Annotated in this window: 12 protein-coding genes; 3 read left to right on the top strand and 9 right to left on the bottom strand. The window is 66.2% G+C overall.

The genetic code is table 11. From position 1 onward, the window contains the following. Positions 1 to 63 precede the first annotated feature (63 nt). From uvrA to AC5RWA_RS12350, 5 genes are all read right to left on the bottom strand, one after another. Complete coding sequence (gene uvrA / locus AC5RWA_RS12370; protein WP_079596033.1) at positions 64 to 2,988, bottom strand: excinuclease ABC subunit UvrA; 2,925 nt, start codon at positions 2,986 to 2,988, stop codon at positions 64 to 66. Between the two features lie 49 nt (positions 2,989 to 3,037). Next, entirely contained in the window at positions 3,038 to 3,418 is a 381-nt protein-coding gene (locus AC5RWA_RS12365) for a GntR family transcriptional regulator (RefSeq protein ID WP_494057846.1), read from the bottom strand. Continuing rightward, a complete protein-coding gene (locus tag AC5RWA_RS12360) occupies positions 3,415 to 5,133 on the bottom strand; it encodes an ABC transporter ATP-binding protein (RefSeq protein ID WP_494057882.1) in 1,719 nt (572 codons plus the stop codon). The genes AC5RWA_RS12365 and AC5RWA_RS12360 overlap by 4 nt, the downstream gene beginning before the upstream one ends. A gap of 86 nt (positions 5,134 to 5,219) precedes the next feature. Continuing rightward, entirely contained in the window at positions 5,220 to 6,974 is a 1,755-nt protein-coding gene (locus AC5RWA_RS12355; protein ID WP_494057881.1) for an ABC transporter ATP-binding protein, read from the bottom strand. 159 nt (positions 6,975 to 7,133) lie between these two features. Next, positions 7,134 to 7,913, bottom strand: coding sequence for a trans-aconitate 2-methyltransferase (locus AC5RWA_RS12350; RefSeq protein ID WP_494057845.1), 780 nt, complete (start codon positions 7,911 to 7,913; stop codon positions 7,134 to 7,136). A 96-nt stretch (positions 7,914 to 8,009) separates the two neighbouring features. Here AC5RWA_RS12350 and AC5RWA_RS12345 point away from each other — a divergent pair, with 96 nt between their 5' ends. From AC5RWA_RS12345 to AC5RWA_RS12335, 3 genes are all read left to right on the top strand, one after another. Then, the gene (locus tag AC5RWA_RS12345; RefSeq protein ID WP_494057844.1) at positions 8,010 to 10,553 is read left to right on the top strand and encodes a DEAD/DEAH box helicase; all 2,544 of its coding nucleotides are present in this window, start codon (positions 8,010 to 8,012) and stop codon (positions 10,551 to 10,553) included. Positions 10,554 to 10,605: 52 nt separating this feature from the next. Next, the gene (locus AC5RWA_RS12340) at positions 10,606 to 11,106 is read left to right on the top strand and encodes a GNAT family N-acetyltransferase (protein ID WP_275731356.1); all 501 of its coding nucleotides are present in this window, start codon (positions 10,606 to 10,608) and stop codon (positions 11,104 to 11,106) included. 103 nt (positions 11,107 to 11,209) lie between these two features. Continuing rightward, positions 11,210 to 12,481, top strand: a complete 1,272-nt coding sequence (locus tag AC5RWA_RS12335; protein WP_494057880.1) for an alpha/beta fold hydrolase — start codon at positions 11,210 to 11,212, stop codon at positions 12,479 to 12,481. Here AC5RWA_RS12335 and AC5RWA_RS12330 read toward each other — a convergent pair. The 4 genes from AC5RWA_RS12330 to coaE form a co-directional block, all read right to left on the bottom strand. Further along, positions 12,467 to 13,831 carry an MFS transporter gene (locus AC5RWA_RS12330; protein WP_494057843.1) on the bottom strand — a complete coding sequence of 455 codons (1,365 nt, stop codon included), beginning with the start codon at positions 13,829 to 13,831 and terminating at the stop codon, positions 12,467 to 12,469. The genes AC5RWA_RS12335 and AC5RWA_RS12330 overlap by 15 nt on opposite strands. A 107-nt stretch (positions 13,832 to 13,938) precedes the next feature. Beyond that, complete coding sequence (locus tag AC5RWA_RS12325) at positions 13,939 to 14,967, bottom strand: TerC family protein (RefSeq protein ID WP_494057842.1); 1,029 nt, start codon at positions 14,965 to 14,967, stop codon at positions 13,939 to 13,941. Positions 14,968 to 15,227: 260 nt separating this feature from the next. After that, the gene (gene uvrB / locus AC5RWA_RS12320; RefSeq protein ID WP_494057841.1) at positions 15,228 to 17,327 is read right to left on the bottom strand and encodes an excinuclease ABC subunit UvrB; all 2,100 of its coding nucleotides are present in this window, start codon (positions 17,325 to 17,327) and stop codon (positions 15,228 to 15,230) included. Between the two features lie 80 nt (positions 17,328 to 17,407). Further along, complete coding sequence (gene coaE / locus AC5RWA_RS12315; RefSeq protein ID WP_494057840.1) at positions 17,408 to 18,622, bottom strand: dephospho-CoA kinase; 1,215 nt, start codon at positions 18,620 to 18,622, stop codon at positions 17,408 to 17,410. Positions 18,623 to 18,677 lie beyond the last annotated feature (55 nt).

The following is an 18,677-nucleotide window of genomic DNA, read 5'->3' as shown; positions in this document are numbered from 1 at the left end:
AGTTTCTCACGACAGAAGCAGTGCCTGAAACTCGCATGCCTGCAGCGGAATACTTCTCCTGCTCTAGCCCAGGATTTCGGCCAGGAAGGTGGCGGTGTGGCTGGTGGTGGAGGTGGCTACCTGCTCCGGCGTGCCGGTGGCAACGACCTGGCCGCCGCCGGAGCCGCCGTCGGGCCCAAGATCCACGATCCAGTCCGCGCTCTTGATGACATCCAGGTTGTGCTCGATGGTGATGACCGTGTTGCCTTTGTCCACCAGCCCCTGCAGGACCATCAGCAGCTTGCGGATGTCCTCGAAGTGCAGGCCGGTGGTGGGCTCGTCCAGGACGTACACGCTGCGGCCGTTGGACCGCTTCTGCAGTTCAGCCGCCAGCTTGACGCGCTGCGCCTCACCGCCGGAAAGCGTGGTGGCAGGCTGGCCGAGCCGGACGTAGCCCAGCCCCACGTCCACGAGCGTGTTCAGGTGCCGTGCGATGGGCGAGAACGCCGCAAAGAACTCGGCGCCCTCCTCGATGGGCATGTTGAGGACATCCGCGATGGTTTTGCCCTTGTAGTGCACTTCCAGCGTTTCCCTGTTGTAGCGCGCACCGTGGCATACCTCGCACGGGACGTAGACGTCCGGCAGGAAGTTCATCTCGATCTTCAGTGTGCCGTCACCGGAGCAGGCTTCGCACCGCCCGCCCTTGACGTTGAAGGAGAAGCGGCCGGGAAGGTAGCCCCGGACCTTGGCTTCGGTGGTCTCCGCGAAGAGCTTGCGGATGTTGTCGAACACGCCGGTGTAGGTGGCGGGGTTGGAGCGGGGCGTCCGCCCGATGGGGCTCTGGTCTACGTGGACCACCTTGTCCAGGTGCTCCAGCCCGTGGATGGTCTTGTGCCGCCCGGCTACCTGCTTGGCACCGTTGAGCTTGTTGGCCAGCACCTTGTACAGGATCTCGTTGACAAGCGTGGACTTGCCCGAGCCGCTCACGCCCGTCACCGCGGTGAAGAGGCCAAGCGGGAACGCGGCGTCCACGTTGACCAGGTTGTTTTCCCGCGCACCCACCACCTTGAGTTCGCGCTTCTTGTCATACTTGCGGCGCTTCTTCGGCACTTCGATGCTCTTGCGGCCCGACAGGTAATCGCCGGTCAGCGATGCGGTGTTCTCGAGAAGTTCCTTGTAGGAGCCGGAGTGGACCACCTGGCCGCCGTGTTCACCGGCGCCCGGTCCGATGTCCACGATCCAGTCGGCAACATGGATGGTGTCCTCGTCGTGTTCCACGACGATAAGGGTGTTGCCCATGTCCCGGAGCCGGGTAAGGGTGTCAATAAGGCGCCGGTTGTCGCGCTGGTGCAGCCCGATGGAGGGCTCGTCCAGCACGTAAAGCACGCCCACCAGGCCCGAGCCGATCTGGGTGGCGAGCCGGATGCGCTGCGCCTCGCCGCCGGAGAGGGTGGCGGATGGGCGTTCCAGGTTCAGGTATTCCAGCCCCACGTCCAGGAGGAACGTCAGGCGTGCCTGGATCTCCTTGAGCACCTGGTGTGCGATCTGTGCTTCGCGGCCGGTCAGGACCAGGTTGTTCAGGAACTCTGCGCAGTCGCGCATGGGAAGGGCCGCGACGTCGGCGATGGACTTGCCGTTGATGAGCACCGACAGGGACGCAGGATTGAGGCGCGCGCCGTTGCAGGCGGGGCAGGGAATCTGCCGCATGTACTCTTCGTAGCGGTCGCGGGCCCAGTCGGAATCGGTCTCGCCGTGCTTGCGGTGGACGTACTGGATGGCCCCTTCAAAGCCGGTGCTGTACTTGCGTTCCCGGCCGAAGCGGTTGCGGTACTGCACCACCACTTTGTGGTCCTTGCCGTGCAGGACGGTCTGGCGGACGTCCTTGCCCAGCTTTTCCCAGGGGGTGTCCATCGAAAACCCGAGTTCCTTGGCGAGGCCCTCCAGGAGCCGGTTCCAGTACTCGGTGGTGGCTGTTCCCAGCGACCAGGGGGCGATGGCGCCCTCGGACAAGGACAGCTCGGGGTTGGGGACGATGAGTTCCTCGTCCACCTCGAGCCGGGTGCCGATGCCGCTGCAGGCGGCACAGGCGCCGAAAGGGTTGTTGAAGGAGAAGGACCGGGGCTCGATCTCGTCGATGGCAAGCGGATGCTCGTTGGGGCAGGCCAGGTTTTCGGAGAAGGCGCGGATCCGCGCGGGGTCGTCCGCCTCAAGGTCCACGAACTCTGCCAGGACGCGGCCCTCGGCCAGGCCAAGGGCGGTTTCGATGGAGTCGGTGAGGCGCTGGCTGATGCCTTCCTTGACCACCAGGCGGTCCACCACCACCTCGATGGTGTGCTTGAACTGCTTGCCCAGCTTAGGCGGATCGCTCAGCTGGACAAGGTCGCCATCCACCCTGGCACGCGAATAGCCCTTGGCGGTGAGCTCCTTGAAGAGATCGACGAATTCGCCCTTGCGTCCACGCACCACGGGAGCGAGGACCTGGAAACGGGTGCCTTCGTCGAGCTCCAGGAGCTGGTCGACGATCTGCTGCGGAGTTTGCTTGGCCACCGGCTCACCACAGACCGGGCAGTGCGGCCGTCCCACGCGTGCCCAGAGGAGCCGCATGTAGTCGTAGATCTCGGTGATGGTGCCCACGGTGGAGCGCGGGTTCTTGCTGGTGGACTTCTGGTCGATGGAGACTGCCGGCGAGAGGCCTTCGATGAAGTCGACGTCGGGCTTGTCCACCTGGCCGAGGAATTGCCGGGCGTAGGCGGACAGGGACTCCACGTAGCGGCGCTGGCCTTCGGCGAAGATCGTGTCGAACGCGAGGGAGGACTTGCCGGAGCCGGAGAGTCCGGTGAAGACGATCATCGCGTCGCGCGGCAGGTCGAGGTCCACGTTGCGCAGGTTGTGCTCCCGGGCACCCTTCACCACGAGGCGGGAGAGGTCCGGCCGCTGAAGTGTGGCAGCGGAGGGCACGGCGACGGAAGCGGATTGGATGGCGGATTCTTCAGCTACGGCTTTAGGCACCCCATAATGCTAATCGAAAACTTCTTCGAACATCCACGCGGCGGCGCGCTCAGCCGGCGTCGTAGGCTGCCGCGAGCAGCTTCACCGCTTCCGCGAACGTGGCGCCCTGCGACTTTGCGGCTTCGGCATAGGCCGCGGCAGCTGCGGAGAGCCCGCTGAGGCGTTCGTCACGTGCACACACCACTGTCCCGTTCCTCCCCCGCGTGGCAACAATGCCGGCCGCTTCCAGTTCCTTATATGCCCGGGCGACAGTGTGCGGCGCCACGTCCAGGCGCTCCGCAAGCCCCCGGACGGCGGGAAGCCTGGTGCCCGGGGGTAGCGCGCCGCTGTCCGCGAGGTGGATGATCCGGAGCCGCAGCTGTTCAAACAGGGCCACGGTGCTGCCGGCGTTGGGTTTCCAGTCCCCCGGGAAGTCGGGAGTGGTTTTCACAGTCCCGCCTCAAGGACCCCGGTACGCCTGGGACTGGCGGAGAACTGGGCGTTGTAGAGCCGCGCGTAGTAGCTGTTTGCCGCCAGGAGGCTCTGGTGCGTGCCCTGCTCAACGATGCGTCCGTGGTCCATGACCAAGATTAGATCAGCGTTCCGCACCGTGGACAAACGGTGGGCAATCACGAAGCTCGTCCTGCCATGGCGGAGCCGCCGCATTGCCTGCCGGATCAGCAGTTCGGTCCTGGAGTCCACCGAACTTGTCGCCTCGTCCAGGATCAGGACCGGCCGCCCTGCCAGTTCGGCCCGGGCAATGGTGATGAGTTGCCGCTGGCCCTGGCTGAGGGGTTCGCCGCCGTTCTCCAGCACGGTGTCGTACCCGCCGGGGAGAGACCGGACGAAGCGGTCCACGTAGCTGGCCTCCGCCGCGGCCAGGATCCCGGCCTCGGTGGCACCGGGCAGCCCGTAGGCGATGTTCTCCCTGATGGTGCCGGCGAAGAGCCACGCATCCTGGAGCACCACCCCGAACTGCCCCCGCAGCCGGTCTGTGGAGATGGTTGCAGTATCAATGCCTCCCAGGGTGATTCGGCCCGAACCCGGTTCGCAGAAGCGCAACAGGAGATTCACCACAGTGGTTTTTCCGGCTCCGGTGTGGCCGACGATGGCCACCGTTTGTCCCGGCTCCGCGGTGAACGAAAGGTTGCGCACGGCAGGCGGCGAGCCGGGGTACCCGAAGGTCACGTCCTCGAAGACGATGGTTCCATCCGCGGGGACGGGCGTATCCCCGGCCCTTTGCGCGGGGTCCTCCTCCGCATCCAGCAGGGCGAACACGCGGGCCGCGGACGCAGCGCATGACTGGATGAGGTTGAGCAGGCCGCCAATCTGCCCGACGGGCTGGCTGAAGAGCCTGCTGAACTGGATAAACGCCTGGATGCCGCCGATGGTCATCGCTCCCGCAATGACCTGCAAAGCGCCGACAACTGCAACGGCGATGTAATTCAGGTTGGCCATCAGCACCATCAGGGGCTGGACCACCCCCGCCGAGTACTGGGCTTTGGTGGCCGCGCGCGCCAGCCGCCGGTTGCTTTGGGCGAAGATGTCGGCGGCCCGGGACTGCTGCCCGAAGGCCTTGATGACTTCGTGGCCGGTGATGAACTCCTCAACGTGCGCGTTGAGCTCCCCGGTTTCCTTCCACTGCCGTTCAAAGTGCGCCTGTGACCGGCGCGCAACGAGAACGGTGATGCAGGTGGAGAGCGGCACGCTGGCGAGGGCTATGGCCGCCAGCATGGGCGAGATCCACAACATCATGGCCAGCGATCCGCACAGCATCAGCACGGACATGATCAGTTGCGTGAGGAGCTGGTTCATGGCCTGTGAGATGTTGTCGATGTCGTTGGTTGCCCGGCTCAGGACATCGCCCCGGGACCGCTCACTGAAATATGTGGACGGCAGGCGGTGCAGCTTGTCCTCCACCGCAGCCCGCAGCCCGTACATCAGCCCTTGCACGGAGCGGGCCGTCAGGGCGCCCTGGATCCAGTTGAAGACGGACGCGAAGACGTACATCACCGCCACAGTGGACAGCAGGGTGACCAGGCGTTCCTGGTCGGTGGTGCCCAGGAAGATACCGTTCACGACGACGTCGGTGGCGTCGCCGAGATACTTCGGAGCTGCCACGTTGAGGCCCGCGAAAGCGCAGGTGGCTGCCACTGCGCCGAGCATGAGGTGCCGGAAGGGGCGCAGCAGCCCAAGCAGCCTGCCCGATGTGCGCCAGAACCCGTCCGAGGATGTCCCGACGGCGGCCGTCGTCACAGCGGTCCGTCCAGTGCCAGCTGCGATTCGGCGATCTCGCGGTACGTGCGGGATGTTTCCAGCAGCCTGTGGTGGGTCCCCTGTGCCACGATGCGCCCGCCGTCGAGCACCAGGATCAGGTGTGCGCCTTCCACAGCCGAAACACGCTCTGCCACAACAATCACCGTGGCTGACGGAAGTTCCGCGTCCAACGCCTGCCGCAGCCTGGTGTCCGTGTCGTAGTCCAGCGCGGAAAAGCTGTCATCAAAGAGATAAAGGGGCGCTGTGCGCAGCAGGGCACGCGCCATGCACAGGCGCTGCCGCTGCCCTCCGGACAGCGTGGTTCCGCCCTGGCCCACAGGCGTCGCCAGCCCCAAGGGCAGGTCGCGCATGAAGCGCATGGTCTGCGCCTTCTCCAGGACTGCCCAGAGTTCCTCGTCCGATGCGTCGGGGGCAGCCATGCGGAGGTTGTCGGCAATAGTGCCCGAAAACAGATGGGAGTGCTGGGGGACGATGGACATGGCCCCGCGAAGCGTGTCCAGCGGCAGCTCCTTGATGTTCACGCCATCCAGCCGGATCTCCCCCTCGGTGGAATCAAGGAAACGCGGGATCAGGTTCAGGAGCGTTGATTTTCCACTGCCCGTGGATCCCACGATGGCAGTGGTGGTGCCCGGCATGGCCGTAAAGCTGATTCCGGAGAGGACCGGTGCTTCTGCCCCTGGGTAGGAAAATCCGACCTCCCTGAACTCAAGGGTTCCCGGCTGCGCGGACGAGGCCGGCCAGCCGGCCGGAGCGGCGTAAACGGTATGCGCAGGGGGGCCCGCGGACTCACGCACCGAGGGTTCGGTGTCCAGGACGGCGGTGATCCGCTCCGCGCACGCGGCGGCGCGGGGTGCCGTCATCAGGACGTACATGGCCATCATGATGGCCAGCAGGATCTGCATGATGTAGCTGATGAAGGCCGTGAGCGCACCGATGTTCATCTGGCCCGACTGGATGCGCTGGCCGCCGAACCACACAACTGCCACCGACGACAGGTTCACCACCAGCATGATCAGCGGCAGCATGGCCGCCACCAGCAGAGCTGACTGCAGATTGTTGGCAGTAAGGCTGCTGTTCGCACGCGCGAAGCGCCCAATCTCATGCTCCTGGCGCACAAAGGAACGGATCACCCCGGCACCGATAATCTGCTCACGCAGGATGCCGCCCGCCTTGTCCAGCAGGTCCTGCCCTTGACGGTAGAGCGGGACCAGGCGCCGGACGATCAGGGACATGATCAGCAGGAGCAACGGCACAACGATGATGACCACTGCGGACAGCCCCACGTCCTGCTGCAGGGCGAGGACAATGCCGCCCAGCCCCATCGCGGGCCCGGCGATCAGCATGGTGAACACCAGCACCGCGAATGCCTGGATCTGCTGGGTGTCGTTGGTTGCCCGCGTGGCCAGGCTCTGCGCCCCGAAGCGTGCCACCTCCTGGGAGGACAGCGACTGGATGCTCGAAAAAATTTCCGCCCGGAGCCGGCGCCCCATCCCCATGGCCGTTACAGCCCCAAGGTAGCCGGCCCCGATGGCCGCGCCGGCCTGGACCGCAGCGATGCCCGCCATCAGGACCCCGAGGCGGGAAATCACCCCGGTGTTGCCGGCCACAATGCCGTCGTCGATGATCGCGGCGTTCACGGTGGGCAGCAGGAGGTTCGCGGCGGCCTGGACCAGCTGCAGGAGCACGATGGCGGCGAGGTGCCATCCATGACCCTTGAGGAGCCGCCCCATCAATCCGATCAGCAACGCACCTCCCGTAAGGTCAGGAAAGCCGACAACGATGGTCGCCTCCCCCAATTGGCCACGTTCGTCATTGTAGGCCAGATCACATTCAGCCGCCGTCAACAACATGACCAGTCCAGTAGAGATCATCCAGCGACTGGACGCCGGTCACTCGTTCTTGCGGCCTACCGCGAAGATCCTGCGGAAAGGATAGATTGTGCCGTGCCTGCCCTGCGGATATGCCCCGCGCAGGGACGCAGCATACTCGGCTTCAAACTGGGCCCCGTCCTCCGGTGAGAGCACATTCAGCACGGGACGCAACGCGGTACCCCGGACCCACTCCAGGACCGGGTCCGGGCCTGGCAGCACCTGCTGGTAGGTGGTTTCCCAGGCGTCTGCCGAGCACCCGGCGTCGAGCATGATGTCCAGGTAATCCGCCGGCTCCCCCACCGATTCGCCGCCGCGCAGCACCCCGCCGAGTTTCGGTGCCCACCGCTCCGAGGCGGCGAGGTCCCGCATCAGCGCATGGGACGGTGCGTTAAAGTTCCCCGGTACCTGCAGCGCGAACCAGGCGCCGGGGCGCAGTGCGGCCAGCCATGACCGCATCAACTCCTGGTGCCCGGGCACCCATTGAAGGGCCGCGTTGCTGACCACCACATCCGTCCCTGCCGGGGGCGTCCAATGGGTGATATCCGCCTGCTCAAAATGCAGCGACGGATGCCGTGCAGCGTGGTCCGCCGCCTTGGCCAGCATGTCCGCCGAGGCGTCCAGGCCCACCACTTCCGCGTCCGGCCAGCGTTCGGCGAGCGTTGCCGTGAGGTTCCCCGGGCCGCAGCCCAGGTCAACCACTTGGGCCGGCCTGTCGGCGTGGACCCTTCCGGTGAGGTCGAAAAACGGCCGGTCCCGGTGATCGCCGAACTGAACGTATTTGGCCGGATCCCATTCCATAGGCTTCTCCACTGTCTGGTGCTGTCGCTGCTACCGCGAAGCCTAGCCCGGCCGGGACGAATTTCCCGGCGCGCCCTGGCACTAAGCTGGAAATCAATGAAACTCGTTGACCAGCTGACCCATCTGCCCGCCGGGAACCTCCAGGCCGCCGTCGATCCCGATGACCTGTACACCCGCTTCGTCGAGTGGACGGAAAGCCGTGGCCTGGCGCTGTATCCGGCCCAGGACGAAGCCATCATGGAACTGGCGACCGGGGCCAACGTCATCCTGGCCACCCCTACCGGCTCCGGCAAATCCCTGGTGGCCATCGCCGCGCATTTCCAGGCCATGGCGCAGGGCAGGCGCAGCTACTACACGGCGCCCATCAAGGCGCTGGTGTCAGAGAAGTTCTTTGCCCTGTGCGAGATCTTCGGTGCGGAGAACGTGGGAATGATCACCGGGGACTCCGGGGTCAACCAGGACGCGCCGATCATCTGCTGCACGGCTGAAATCCTGGCCAACACTGCTTTGCGCGAGGGTGCCGCAGCCGAGCTGGGCGCGGTCATCATGGACGAGTTCCACTTCTACTCGGACCCGCAGCGCGGCTGGGCCTGGCAAGTGCCGCTGCTGGAACTCCCGCAGGCCCAGTTCCTGCTGATGTCCGCGACGCTGGGCGACGTGGCGAGGTTCGAAAAGGGACTGACCGATCTGACCGGCCGCCCCACCACCACCGTGAGCTCGGCCGAACGGCCCATTCCGCTGCATTACTACTACCACGAGACCCCGGTCCACGAGACGCTGGAGGAGCTGCTCGCCACCAAGCAGGTCCCGGTCTATGTGGTCCACTTCAGCCAGATCGAGGCCATCGACCGGGCCCAGAACCTGATGAGCATCAATGTCTGCACCCGCGAGGAGAAGGACAGAATTGCCGAACTGATCGCGAACTTCCGGTTCGCCGCCGGCTTTGGCAAGACGCTCAACCGGCTGGTGCGCCACGGCATCGGCGTGCACCATGCGGGCATGCTGCCCAAGTACCGGCGGCTGGTGGAGCAGCTGGCCCAGGCGGGGCTGCTCAAAGTCATCTGCGGCACGGACACGCTCGGCGTGGGCATCAACGTCCCCATCCGCACGGTGTTGCTCACCGCCCTGAGCAAGTACGACGGCGTCCGCACCAGGCTGCTGAACTCGCGTGAGTTCCACCAAATTGCAGGCCGTGCCGGCCGCGCGGGCTACGACACCGCCGGCACGGTGGTGGTCCAGGCCCCCGAGCACGTCACCGAAAACGTCAAGGCGATGGCCAAGGCCGTTGCCAAGTTCGGCGACGACCAGAAAAAGCTGCGCCAAGTGGTCAAGAAGAAGCCACCGGAGGGTTTTGTGTCCTGGGGTGAGCCAACGTTCAAGCGGCTGGTCGAGTCCGTGCCGGATCCGCTGAATTCAAGCTTCACGGTAACGCACGCCATGCTCATGAACCTGATGGAGCGGCCCGGGGATCCGTTTGCCGCCGCCCGCCGGCTGCTGACGGAAAACCACGAGCCGCGGTCCTCCCAGCTGCGGCTGATGAAGAAGGCGCTGGGCATCTACCGGGAGCTGCTCGCTGCCGAAGTGGTGGAGCGGATACCCGAAGAGCAGCAGGGAGCGGACGGGCGCACGGTCCGGCTCACCGTGCACCTGCAGCCGAACTTCGCGCTCAACCAGCCGCTTTCCCCCTTCGCACTTGCCGCACTGGAGCTCCTTGACCCGGAGTCGCCGTCGTACGCCCTGGACGTGGTGTCCGTGATCGAGGCGACGCTGGAGAAGCCGCGCCAAATCCTTTCCGCCCAGCAGAAGAAGGCCCGCGGCGAAGCGGTGGCCGCCATGAAGGCGGACGGCATCGAGTACGACCAGCGGATGGCGACGCTGGACGAGGTCACGTACCCGCAGCCCCTCGCCGAAATCCTCGGCGAGGCATTCGAGGTATACCGGAAGGCTGCCCCGTGGGTGGGCGACTTTGAGCTGGCGCCCAAGTCAGTGGTGCGGGACATGTTCGAGCGTGCCATGAACTTCGGCGAGTTCGTGCAGTTCTATGGTCTGGCCCGTTCGGAGGGCATCGTGCTGCGGTACCTCGCGGACGCATTCAAGGCGCTCCGGCAGACGGTTCCCCAGGACATGCTCCGGGATGACCTCGAGGACCTGATCGCCTGGCTGGGCGAACTGGTGCGCCAGGTTGACTCCAGCCTCCTGGACGAATGGGAGGAACTGGCCTCCGGTGCCGCTCCCACCCCGCACGACGCGCCGCCGCCTCCCCCGCCGTCGCTTACCTCGAACATCCGGGCCTTCCGGGTTATGGTCCGCAACGAGATGTTCCGCCGCGTGGAACTGTTCGCGGACGAGGACGCTGCGGCTCTCGGCGAGCTGGACGGCGCCTCCGGCTGGGACCGGGACCGGTGGGAAGACGTTCTCGACGACTACTTCGATGAGCATGACGACATTGGAACCGGCCCGGACGCCCGCGGCCCAAACCTGCTGATCATTACGGAGGAACCCGGAGTGTTGAAGGTACGGCAGATCTTCGATGATCCCGCAGGAAACCATGACTGGGGCATTTCCGCGGAGGTGGACCTTGCAGCGTCGGATGAGACCGGAACTGCCGTGGTGCGGGTGACCGACGTCAACCGGCTCTGACGCTGCCGCGGCCCTGCGGCAGCGGCGACAACCACGGCGGTAAGCTCGAACAATGAGCTTAATCCGCCCCGCAACAGAGCAAGACGTGCCCGCGATCCTGAGGATGATCCACGAACTGGCGCACTACGAGAAAGAACCGGACGCCGTCCGCAATACCCCGGAAATGCTGCGGCAGGTCCTCTTTGGGGAGAACCCGCGCGTCTTCGCCGCCATGGCTGAAAACGAAGCCGGCGACGTTCAGGGCTTCGCGCTGTGGTTCCTCAACTACTCCACGTGGGAGGGTGTGCACGGCATCTACCTGGAAGACCTGTACGTAAGCCCGGAGGCCCGCGGCGAAGGCCACGGCAAGGCCCTCCTGCAGCACCTCGCCGGGATTGCGGTGGAGAACGGCTATGCCCGGGTGGAATGGAGTGTCCTTGACTGGAACGAGCCGTCCATCAACTTCTACCGCAGCCTCGGCGCCAGGCCGATGGACGGGTGGTCCACCTTCCGCCTGACCGGAGATGCCCTGGAACAGTTCGGCAGCGCTGTCCCCGCCGCAGCCAATGGCTGACGTACGGCCGCCGGCCGCCGTCAAGGCCCTCACGCGCCTGTTCCGGCCCGGGCAGGGAGCGACGGCGGGCCACGAGGTCAGGGCACGGCATACGTTCCGCGGCATGCGCACAGTGGAGCATTACTTCACCGTGCCTTTGGACCACACGGCGTCCGCTGCCACTCCCGAGACCATCACCGTCTTCGCCCGCGAGTATGTATCGGCGGCGCACAGCGAGGAGGAAGCGCAAAACCTTCCCTGGCTGCTGTTCCTGCAGGGCGGACCGGGCGGCCGCGGCAACAGGTTCGGTTCCCTGGGCGGCTGGAGCAAGGCCGCGGCGAAGGACTTCCGTATCCTGATGCTTGACCAGCGGGGAACCGGGCTGTCCACACCGGTGGACCGCAACACCCTGCCGCTGCGCGGGTCAGCCGACGAGCAGGCCGCATACCTGGAACACTTCCGGGCTGATTCGATCGTGGCCGACGCCGAGCTGATCCGGAAAACGCTGGGCTCACCGCCCTGGAGCATCTACGGCCAGAGTTACGGCGGCTTCTGCGCGCTGACCTACCTGTCCCTCGCCCCGGAGGGACTGCGGGAAGTGCTCATCACCGGCGGCCTGGCGCCGCTGACGGGGCCGGCCGATGACGTCTACCGGGCCACGTTCCAGCGCGTGGCGGCGCGGAATGCAGAGTACTTCAGCTGGTACCCGGAGGACCGTGCCATGGTGGAACGGATTGCCCGCCACCTGCGGAGCACGCCGGAGTTCCTGCCCGACGGCGGACCGCTCACCGTGGAGCGCTTCCAAATGGCGGGGGCGTTCCTGGGCGGCAACACACGGGTGGACAGCCTGCACTACCTGCTGGAGGACGCCTTCACGGAGACTGCGGCAGGCCCCCGGCTCTCGGACCCCTTCCTGGAACAGATGCAGGGCATCGTCTCGCGGCGTTCCAACCCGCTGTACGCCCTGATGCACGAATCCATCTACGGCCAGGGCCAGGCGACGGAGTGGTCCGCCTGGCGGGTGCTGGACGAGTACCCGGAGTTCCGGCCGGACGCAGAACCGCTGTTGCTGACCGGCGAAATGGTCTACCCCTGGTATTTCGACCAGGACCCCGCGCTGCGGCCCCTCCGGGAGGTGGCCGGGCTGCTGGCCGCGAAGCAGGACTGGACGCCGCTCTATGACGTCCGGCAGCTCGCCGCGAACCGGGTTCCGGTGGCGGCGGCCGTCTACTCGGACGATATCTACGTGGACCGGAAGCTGTCCCTTGAAACGGCTGCTGCCGTCCGCGGGCTCCAGGTCTGGGAAACGGACGACTTCCACCACGATGGCATCGCCGACGACGGTGAAGGGATCTTTTCCCGGCTGCTGGGGATGGCCAGGTCAGGCCGCCGCTGACGCCCGCCGCCGGGTGACGAGTGTCAGGAAGGCTGCCGCCAGGACGCAGGCGCCCACCACTCCACCGAGCATGTTGAGCCCCAGGTAACCGGTCCAGCTCAGGACCAGGCCGGAGACGGCCCCGCCCACGGCCCCGGCTGCCCCCATCAGCATGTCGGACACGCCCTGCACCACAACCCGGGCTTCCTGCCCGACGCTCTCTGCCAGCAAGGTGGACCCGGACACGGTGGCGGCCGACCAGCCCATGCCCAGCAGCACCAGGCCGACGGCCACCGCTGTGGTGGAGCCCTGGCCGAAGCCCGCCACGATGACCGCTGTAATCAGCAGGGCGAAGCCAATCATGATGGTCTCCGTCCTGCCCGCCTTGTCCGTCAGCCAGCCCATGACGGGTGACAGGGCGAACATGCCGGCAATGTGCAGAGAGATGGTGAAGCCGATGATCACCAGCACGTCGCCGGAGGCGGTATGCCCGGCGTGCGATGCGCCGGGGCCTTCCACCAGGTGCTGCAGGTGCAGGGGCGTCATGGACATGACGCCCACCATGACGGCATGGGCCGCGACGACGGCTGCCACGGCCAGGAGCGCCATCCGTGAGGCGCGGATGGCGCGCATGCCACGGGCCAGGGATCCGGGCGGCCTGCTGCCCTGGCTGGCCGCGGCGGCGACGCTCCCTGCCTGGGGCACTCCGGGTGCAGCCGGGCCTTCAGCCCGTGCGGCCAGTTCACGGGAGAGGAGGAGCGGGTCCGGCCGGAGTCCGACCCACACGAGGACGGTTGCCACCAACAGTCCGGCGCCGGAGATGACGAACGGTCCGGCAACCGGCGGCAGGCCCAGGGCCGCGCCCACCACCGTGCCGGGCTGGATCAGGTTGGGGCCGGCGACGGCTCCGACAGTGACGGCCCAGACGACGGTTGACAGTGCCCGGCCGCGGTGCTCGGCGTCGGCAAGATCGACGGCGGCAAAACGCGCCTGCAGGCTTGCGGCGGTGCCCACTCCAATGCCGGCCGCCCCCAGCACCAGAAGGCCGAAGATTCCGGTCACGACGGCGAGGACCATCAGCACGGTGCCCGCCAACGCCGCGGACAAGCCCGCCAGCTGGCCCACCCGGCGACCCCTGCGCTCCGCCAGCGAGGCCAGCGGCAGCGCCGCCAGGGCGGCGCCGAGGGTCATAACTGTTGCCACTGCACCGGCCCACGCGCTGGAGCCCGAGAGCTCAACGGCGAGGATGGAACCGATGGAAACCGTGGCGCCCGTGCCAATTCCACCGAAGACCTGGGCCGCGGCCAGCAGCGCCACGGTGCGCCGCTGTACCCGCCGCACGTCCTGTTCGCTTATCACTCTGGGGGCCATGGACAGAGCATAGTCCTCGGCGCCGGGCTCCCACAGGGGCAAATTTAAGCAACAATCCCGGCCGCTGGGAGCGGCCGGGATTGTTGTCAAGCAGGGGCGGTCAGCGGCTAGTCGACGTCGCTGTGGCTCCTGCGTACGTCTTCTTCGAGGCGCGGATCCAGGTGGGCTTCCTTGGCCTTGGAGCTGAGCAGGCTGGCAACCACCGCGATGATGATGGTGCCGACAATCACGGCCAGGGAGACGAACGTAGGGATCTCCGGGGCCCACTCGATGTGCTGGCCGCCGTTGATGAACGGCAGTTCGTTCACGTGCATGGCGTGCAGGACCAGCTTGACGCCGATGAACGCGAGGATGAAGGACAGTGCGTGCTTCAAGTAGATCAGGCGGTTCATCAGGCCGCCCAGCAGGAAGTACAGCTGGCGCAGGCCCATGAGGGCGAAGAGGTTGGCGGTGAACACGATGAACGGGCTCTGGGTGAGTCCGAAGATGGCGGGGATGGAGTCCACGGCGAACAGCAGGTCGGTGAGGCCGATGGTGATGAACACGATCAGCATCGGGGTGAAGACCTTCTTGCCGTTCACGGTGGTGCGCAGCTTGCCGCCGTCGAACTTCTCCGACATGGGAATGACCTTGCGGATCTTCGCGATGAGCGGGTTTTCCCGGTCTTCTTCGTCTTCGCCTTCGTCCTGGGCCTGCTTCCAGGCGGTCCACAGCAGGAACGCTCCGAAGATGTAGAACACCCAGCTGAACTGCTCGATGACGATGGCGCCGAGGAGGATGAAGATGCCGCGCAGGATCAGGGCGATGATGATGCCCACCATCAGCACTTCCTGCTGGTATTTCCGGGGTACGGAGAACCTGGCCATGATGATGATGAAGACAAACAGGTTGTCGATGCTGAGGCTGTATTCCGTGACCCAGCCGGCGACGAACTGACCGCCGTATTCAGGCCCGGTGAAGGCGAACATAGCGCCCGCAAACACGAGCGCGAGCGAGACGTAGAACGCCACCCACAGTCCCGCTTCCTTCATGGAGGGTTCGTGGGGACGGCGGACCACAAGCAGGAGGTCGATCAGGAGGATCAGGCCGAGGACGACAAAAGAGCCGACCTCGAACCACACGGGCAATTCGAGCACAGGGTAGCCTTTCGCAGGGTACAGAGATGCGGTGTAAGTCTCTCCGGCCTGCCTGCGCACTTGGTGCTGATGCGGCGGCCCGCTACGCCCGGCGGAGCAACTATGCCCTGCGTGTTGACGATCGTAGCGCTTGGGATACTCCCCTACGTGACGTTAACTGTACCTTAGCCTGCAGTGTTGCCACTGCCGGGCCGCCCCCGGGCCCCGCCGGATGTTTGCCGGGGCGTGCCCAGGAGTTGCCCCGGTGGCCCAGGAGGTGCTCAGGCGTGGCCTGCCGCCTGCATCTGGCGCAGTTCCTTTTTGAGTTCGCTGACCTCGTCGCGGATGCGGGCGGCCACTTCAAACTGCAGCTCGGCGGCTGCGCCGTGCATCTGCTCGGTGAGCTGTTCGATGAGGCCCACCAGGTCCTCGGCGGGGGCGGCGGCGAGGCCGTCGGCGCGGACCTGGGCTGCGCCCTTGGCCCCGGACTTGGTCCGCTTGGCTCCCTTGGCCAGGCGGTTGTTGTTGAGCAGCTCCTGGGTGTCGGCGTCTTCCCGTGCCAGCTGGTCGGTGATGTCGGCGATTTTCTTCCGCAGCGGCTGCGGGTCCACGCCGTGCTCTTTGTTGTAGGCCACCTGGATGGCGCGGCGCCGGTTGGTCTCGTCAATGGCGTGGGCCATGGAATCCGTGATGCGGTCCGCGTACATATGCACCTGGCCGGAGACGTTGCGGGCGGCGCGGCCGATGGTCTGGATCAGGGACGTGGAAGAACGCAGGAAGCCTTCCTTGTCCGCATCCAGGATGCTCACCAGGGACACCTCGGGAAGGTCGAGGCCTTCCCGGAGGAGGTTGATGCCCACCAGGACGTCGAAACTGCCCAGCCGGAGTTCCCGCAGCAGTTCCACGCGCCGCAGCGTGTCCACGTCCGAGTGCAGGTACTCCACCTTGATGCCGTGGCCCAGCAGGTAGTCCGTGAGGTCCTCGGCCATGCGCTTTGTCAGCGTGGTGACCAGGACACGCTCGTCCTTCTCCACCCGGGTCCGGATCTCGCCCAGGAGGTCGTCGATCTGGCCCTTGGTGGGTTTGACGATGACTTCCGGGTCCACCAGTCCGGTGGGGCGGATGATCTGCTGGACGAAGCCGTCCGCCTTGCCGAGCTCGTATTTGCCGGGCGTCGCGGAAAGGTAGACGGTCTGGCCGATGCGTTCCAGGAACTCGTCCCATTTGAGCGGCCGGTTGTCCATGGCGGACGGCAGCCGGAAGCCGTGGTCCACCAGGGTCCGCTTCCGGGACATGTCGCCTTCGTACATGGCGCCGATCTGCGGAATGGTCACGTGGGATTCGTCCACCACCAGCAGGAAGTCGTCCGGGAAGTAATCGATGAGGCAGTGCGGGGCGGTGCCGCTGGCCCGGCCGTCGATGTGGCGGGAGTAGTTTTCGATGCCGTTGCAGAAGCCCATCTGCTGCATCATTTCGAGGTCGTAGGTGGTGCGCATCCGCAGCCGCTGCGCCTCCACCAGCTTGTTCTGCCCCTCCAGGGCGGCAAGCCGCGCGGCGAGTTCATCCTCGATGGACTTGATGGCGCGGGTCATCCGCTCCGGCCCGGCAACGTAGTGGGACGCCGGGAAGACGTACATCTCCGTCTCCTCGCGGAGGACCTCGCCGGTGACGGGGTGCAGGGTGTAGATGTTTTCCACCTCGTCGCCGAAGAACTCAATCCGGAGCGCCAGTTCCTCGTACATGGGGATGATTTCGACTGTATCGCCGCGCACACGGAAGGTGCCCCGGTGGAAATCCATGTCATTGCGCGCGTACTGCATGGAGACGAACTTCCGCAGCAGCACGTCCCGGTTCATCTCCTGGCCCTTGCGGAGGGTGACCATGCCGGCGATGTATTCTTCCGGGGTACCCAGGCCGTAGATGCAGGACACCGTAGCCACCACCACAACGTCGCGGCGGGTCAGCAACGCGTTGGTGGCGGAGTGGCGCAGCCGCTCCACTTCCTCGTTGATGGAGGAGTCCTTCTCGATGAAGGTGTCCGTCTGCGGTACGTAGGCTTCGGGCTGGTAGTAGTCGTAGTAGGACACGAAGTACTCCACCGCGTTGTTGGGCAGGAGCTCCCGGAACTCGTTGGCCAGCTGCGCCGCGAGGGTCTTGTTCTGCACCATCACCAAGGTGGGGCGCTGGACCTGCTCGATGAGCCACGCTGTGGTGGCACTCTTACCGGTACCCGTGGCACCGAGGAGCACCACGTCCTTCTCACCGTTCTTGATGCGCTCCGTCAGCTCGGCGATGGCGGCCGGCTGGTCTCCCGCGGGCTTGAATTCGCTGATGACCTCGAAGGGCGCTACAACACGGTTGATCTCCTGCGCAAGGCTCATGGATCTAATCTACAACCGGGCACCGACACTGGCGGGGCGAGTCCGTTACGGGCGAACAGGCGCCGGTCCGCTGGACGGCTTCAGGACGCGGACGACGGCGGCTGCCACTGCGTGCGTTCGGCCCAGGCGCACATTCCCGGCCACGCAACATCCGTGAACCACGGTTCCTTGGCCTCCGCATACGCCCTGGTGCTCCCCGAACCGGCAAAGCGCCCGGCGAGCTCTTCCTTGTGCGCCGCGTAGAGCCGGAGGGCAGCGGGGTCGTCGCGCAGCCAGTCCCGGAACATCAGGGCGAAACGCCATCCGGGTGAGCCGGCAACGCGGACGTGAAGGTTGACCGGACGGCCGGGGTCGGCGTTGGCGTGGAAGCGTTTCTGCCACAGCCGGGGGTCCGGTTCCGCCGGTTTAGGTGTATCGGATCCGGCGCCGGGAACCAGGGGGAAGCCGGCTTCCGCCAGCAGCGGCGCAGCGCTGTCGGCGTCGTCCAGGCTGGATACCGCAATCTGCAGGTCGATGACGTCCTTCGCGGCGAGCCCGGGGACGGAGGTGGACCCAATGTGGTCCACAGCCCGGAAGCGCCCGGGGGCCACGGTCATGAGCCGCGCCATGATCCTCGCCGCCTGCTGTGCCCATTCCTCCCGGTACGGAACCAGGACAGGCCCGACGGTCCTCGCCGCGCGGGTCCCTGCGGCGAGGTTGCGGGCGAACGGCGCCAGCCGCCCGTCCCACAGCTCGTCCACCTGCTTGGTCAGCTGCTCCAGCGTGCCGGAGTTGTCGAGAACCACGTCCGCAGCAGCCAGCCGCTCTTCCCGCGATGCCTGGGCTGCCATCCGCGAACGGGCAGCTTCTGCCGTCATGCCCCGGTGTTCCAGCATCCGCTGCACGCGGACATCGTCGGGTGCATCCACCACCAGCACGAGGTGGAAGGCGCTCCCCTGGCCCGTTTCCACGAGCAGCGGTATGTCCTGGACCACCACGGCATCGCTGGCGGCGTCATCCACGATAGCTGCGGCACGCGAGCGGACCAGCGGGTGGACGATCCCGTTGAGGACGGCGAGCCGTTCGGCATTTCCGAACACCACCTCGCCCAGGCGGGCACGGTCCAGCCGTCCGCCCTCGTCGAGCATCTCCGCGCCGAACTCCGCCACGATGCGCCGCAGCCCCTCCGTACCGGGCTCCACCACCTCCCGGGCCAAGGCGTCAGCGTCCACCAGCACCGCTCCACGCTCCTTGAGCCGCGTGGCCACCACTGACTTTCCGGACGCGATTCCGCCCGTCAACCCGATCTTCAGCACCCTCCCACCCTATCCCTCGCCACCACCGCCCTATCCTGGGTGGCGTGGGCCCCGC

It is taken from the genome of Arthrobacter sp. 210 2 (assembly GCF_059093025.1).
The sequence above is the reverse complement of the archived record's forward strand: the minus strand, read 5'-3'. Positions and strand labels throughout refer to the sequence as shown.

Excerpts from the sequence above, each read along its gene's own strand:
- uvrB (WP_494057841.1), bottom strand. The coding sequence starts at position 17,327 with ATGAGCCTTGCGCAGGAGATCAACCGTGTTGTAGCGCCCTTCGAGGTC.
- AC5RWA_RS12355 (WP_494057881.1), bottom strand. The coding sequence starts at position 6,974 with ATGGGGCGGCTCCTCAAGGGTCATGGATGGCACCTCGCCGCCATCGTG.
- AC5RWA_RS12360 (WP_494057882.1), bottom strand. The coding sequence starts at position 5,133 with ATGCTCGGCGCAGTGGCAGCCACCTGCGCTTTCGCGGGCCTCAACGTG.
- AC5RWA_RS12330 (WP_494057843.1), bottom strand. The coding sequence starts at position 13,831 with ATGGCCCCCAGAGTGATAAGCGAACAGGACGTGCGGCGGGTACAGCGG.
- AC5RWA_RS12340 (WP_275731356.1), top strand. The coding sequence starts at position 10,606 with ATGAGCTTAATCCGCCCCGCAACAGAGCAAGACGTGCCCGCGATCCTG.
- AC5RWA_RS12345 (WP_494057844.1), top strand. The coding sequence starts at position 8,010 with ATGAAACTCGTTGACCAGCTGACCCATCTGCCCGCCGGGAACCTCCAG.
- AC5RWA_RS12350 (WP_494057845.1), bottom strand. The coding sequence starts at position 7,913 with ATGGAATGGGATCCGGCCAAATACGTTCAGTTCGGCGATCACCGGGAC.
- AC5RWA_RS12335 (WP_494057880.1), top strand. The coding sequence starts at position 11,210 with ATGCGCACAGTGGAGCATTACTTCACCGTGCCTTTGGACCACACGGCG.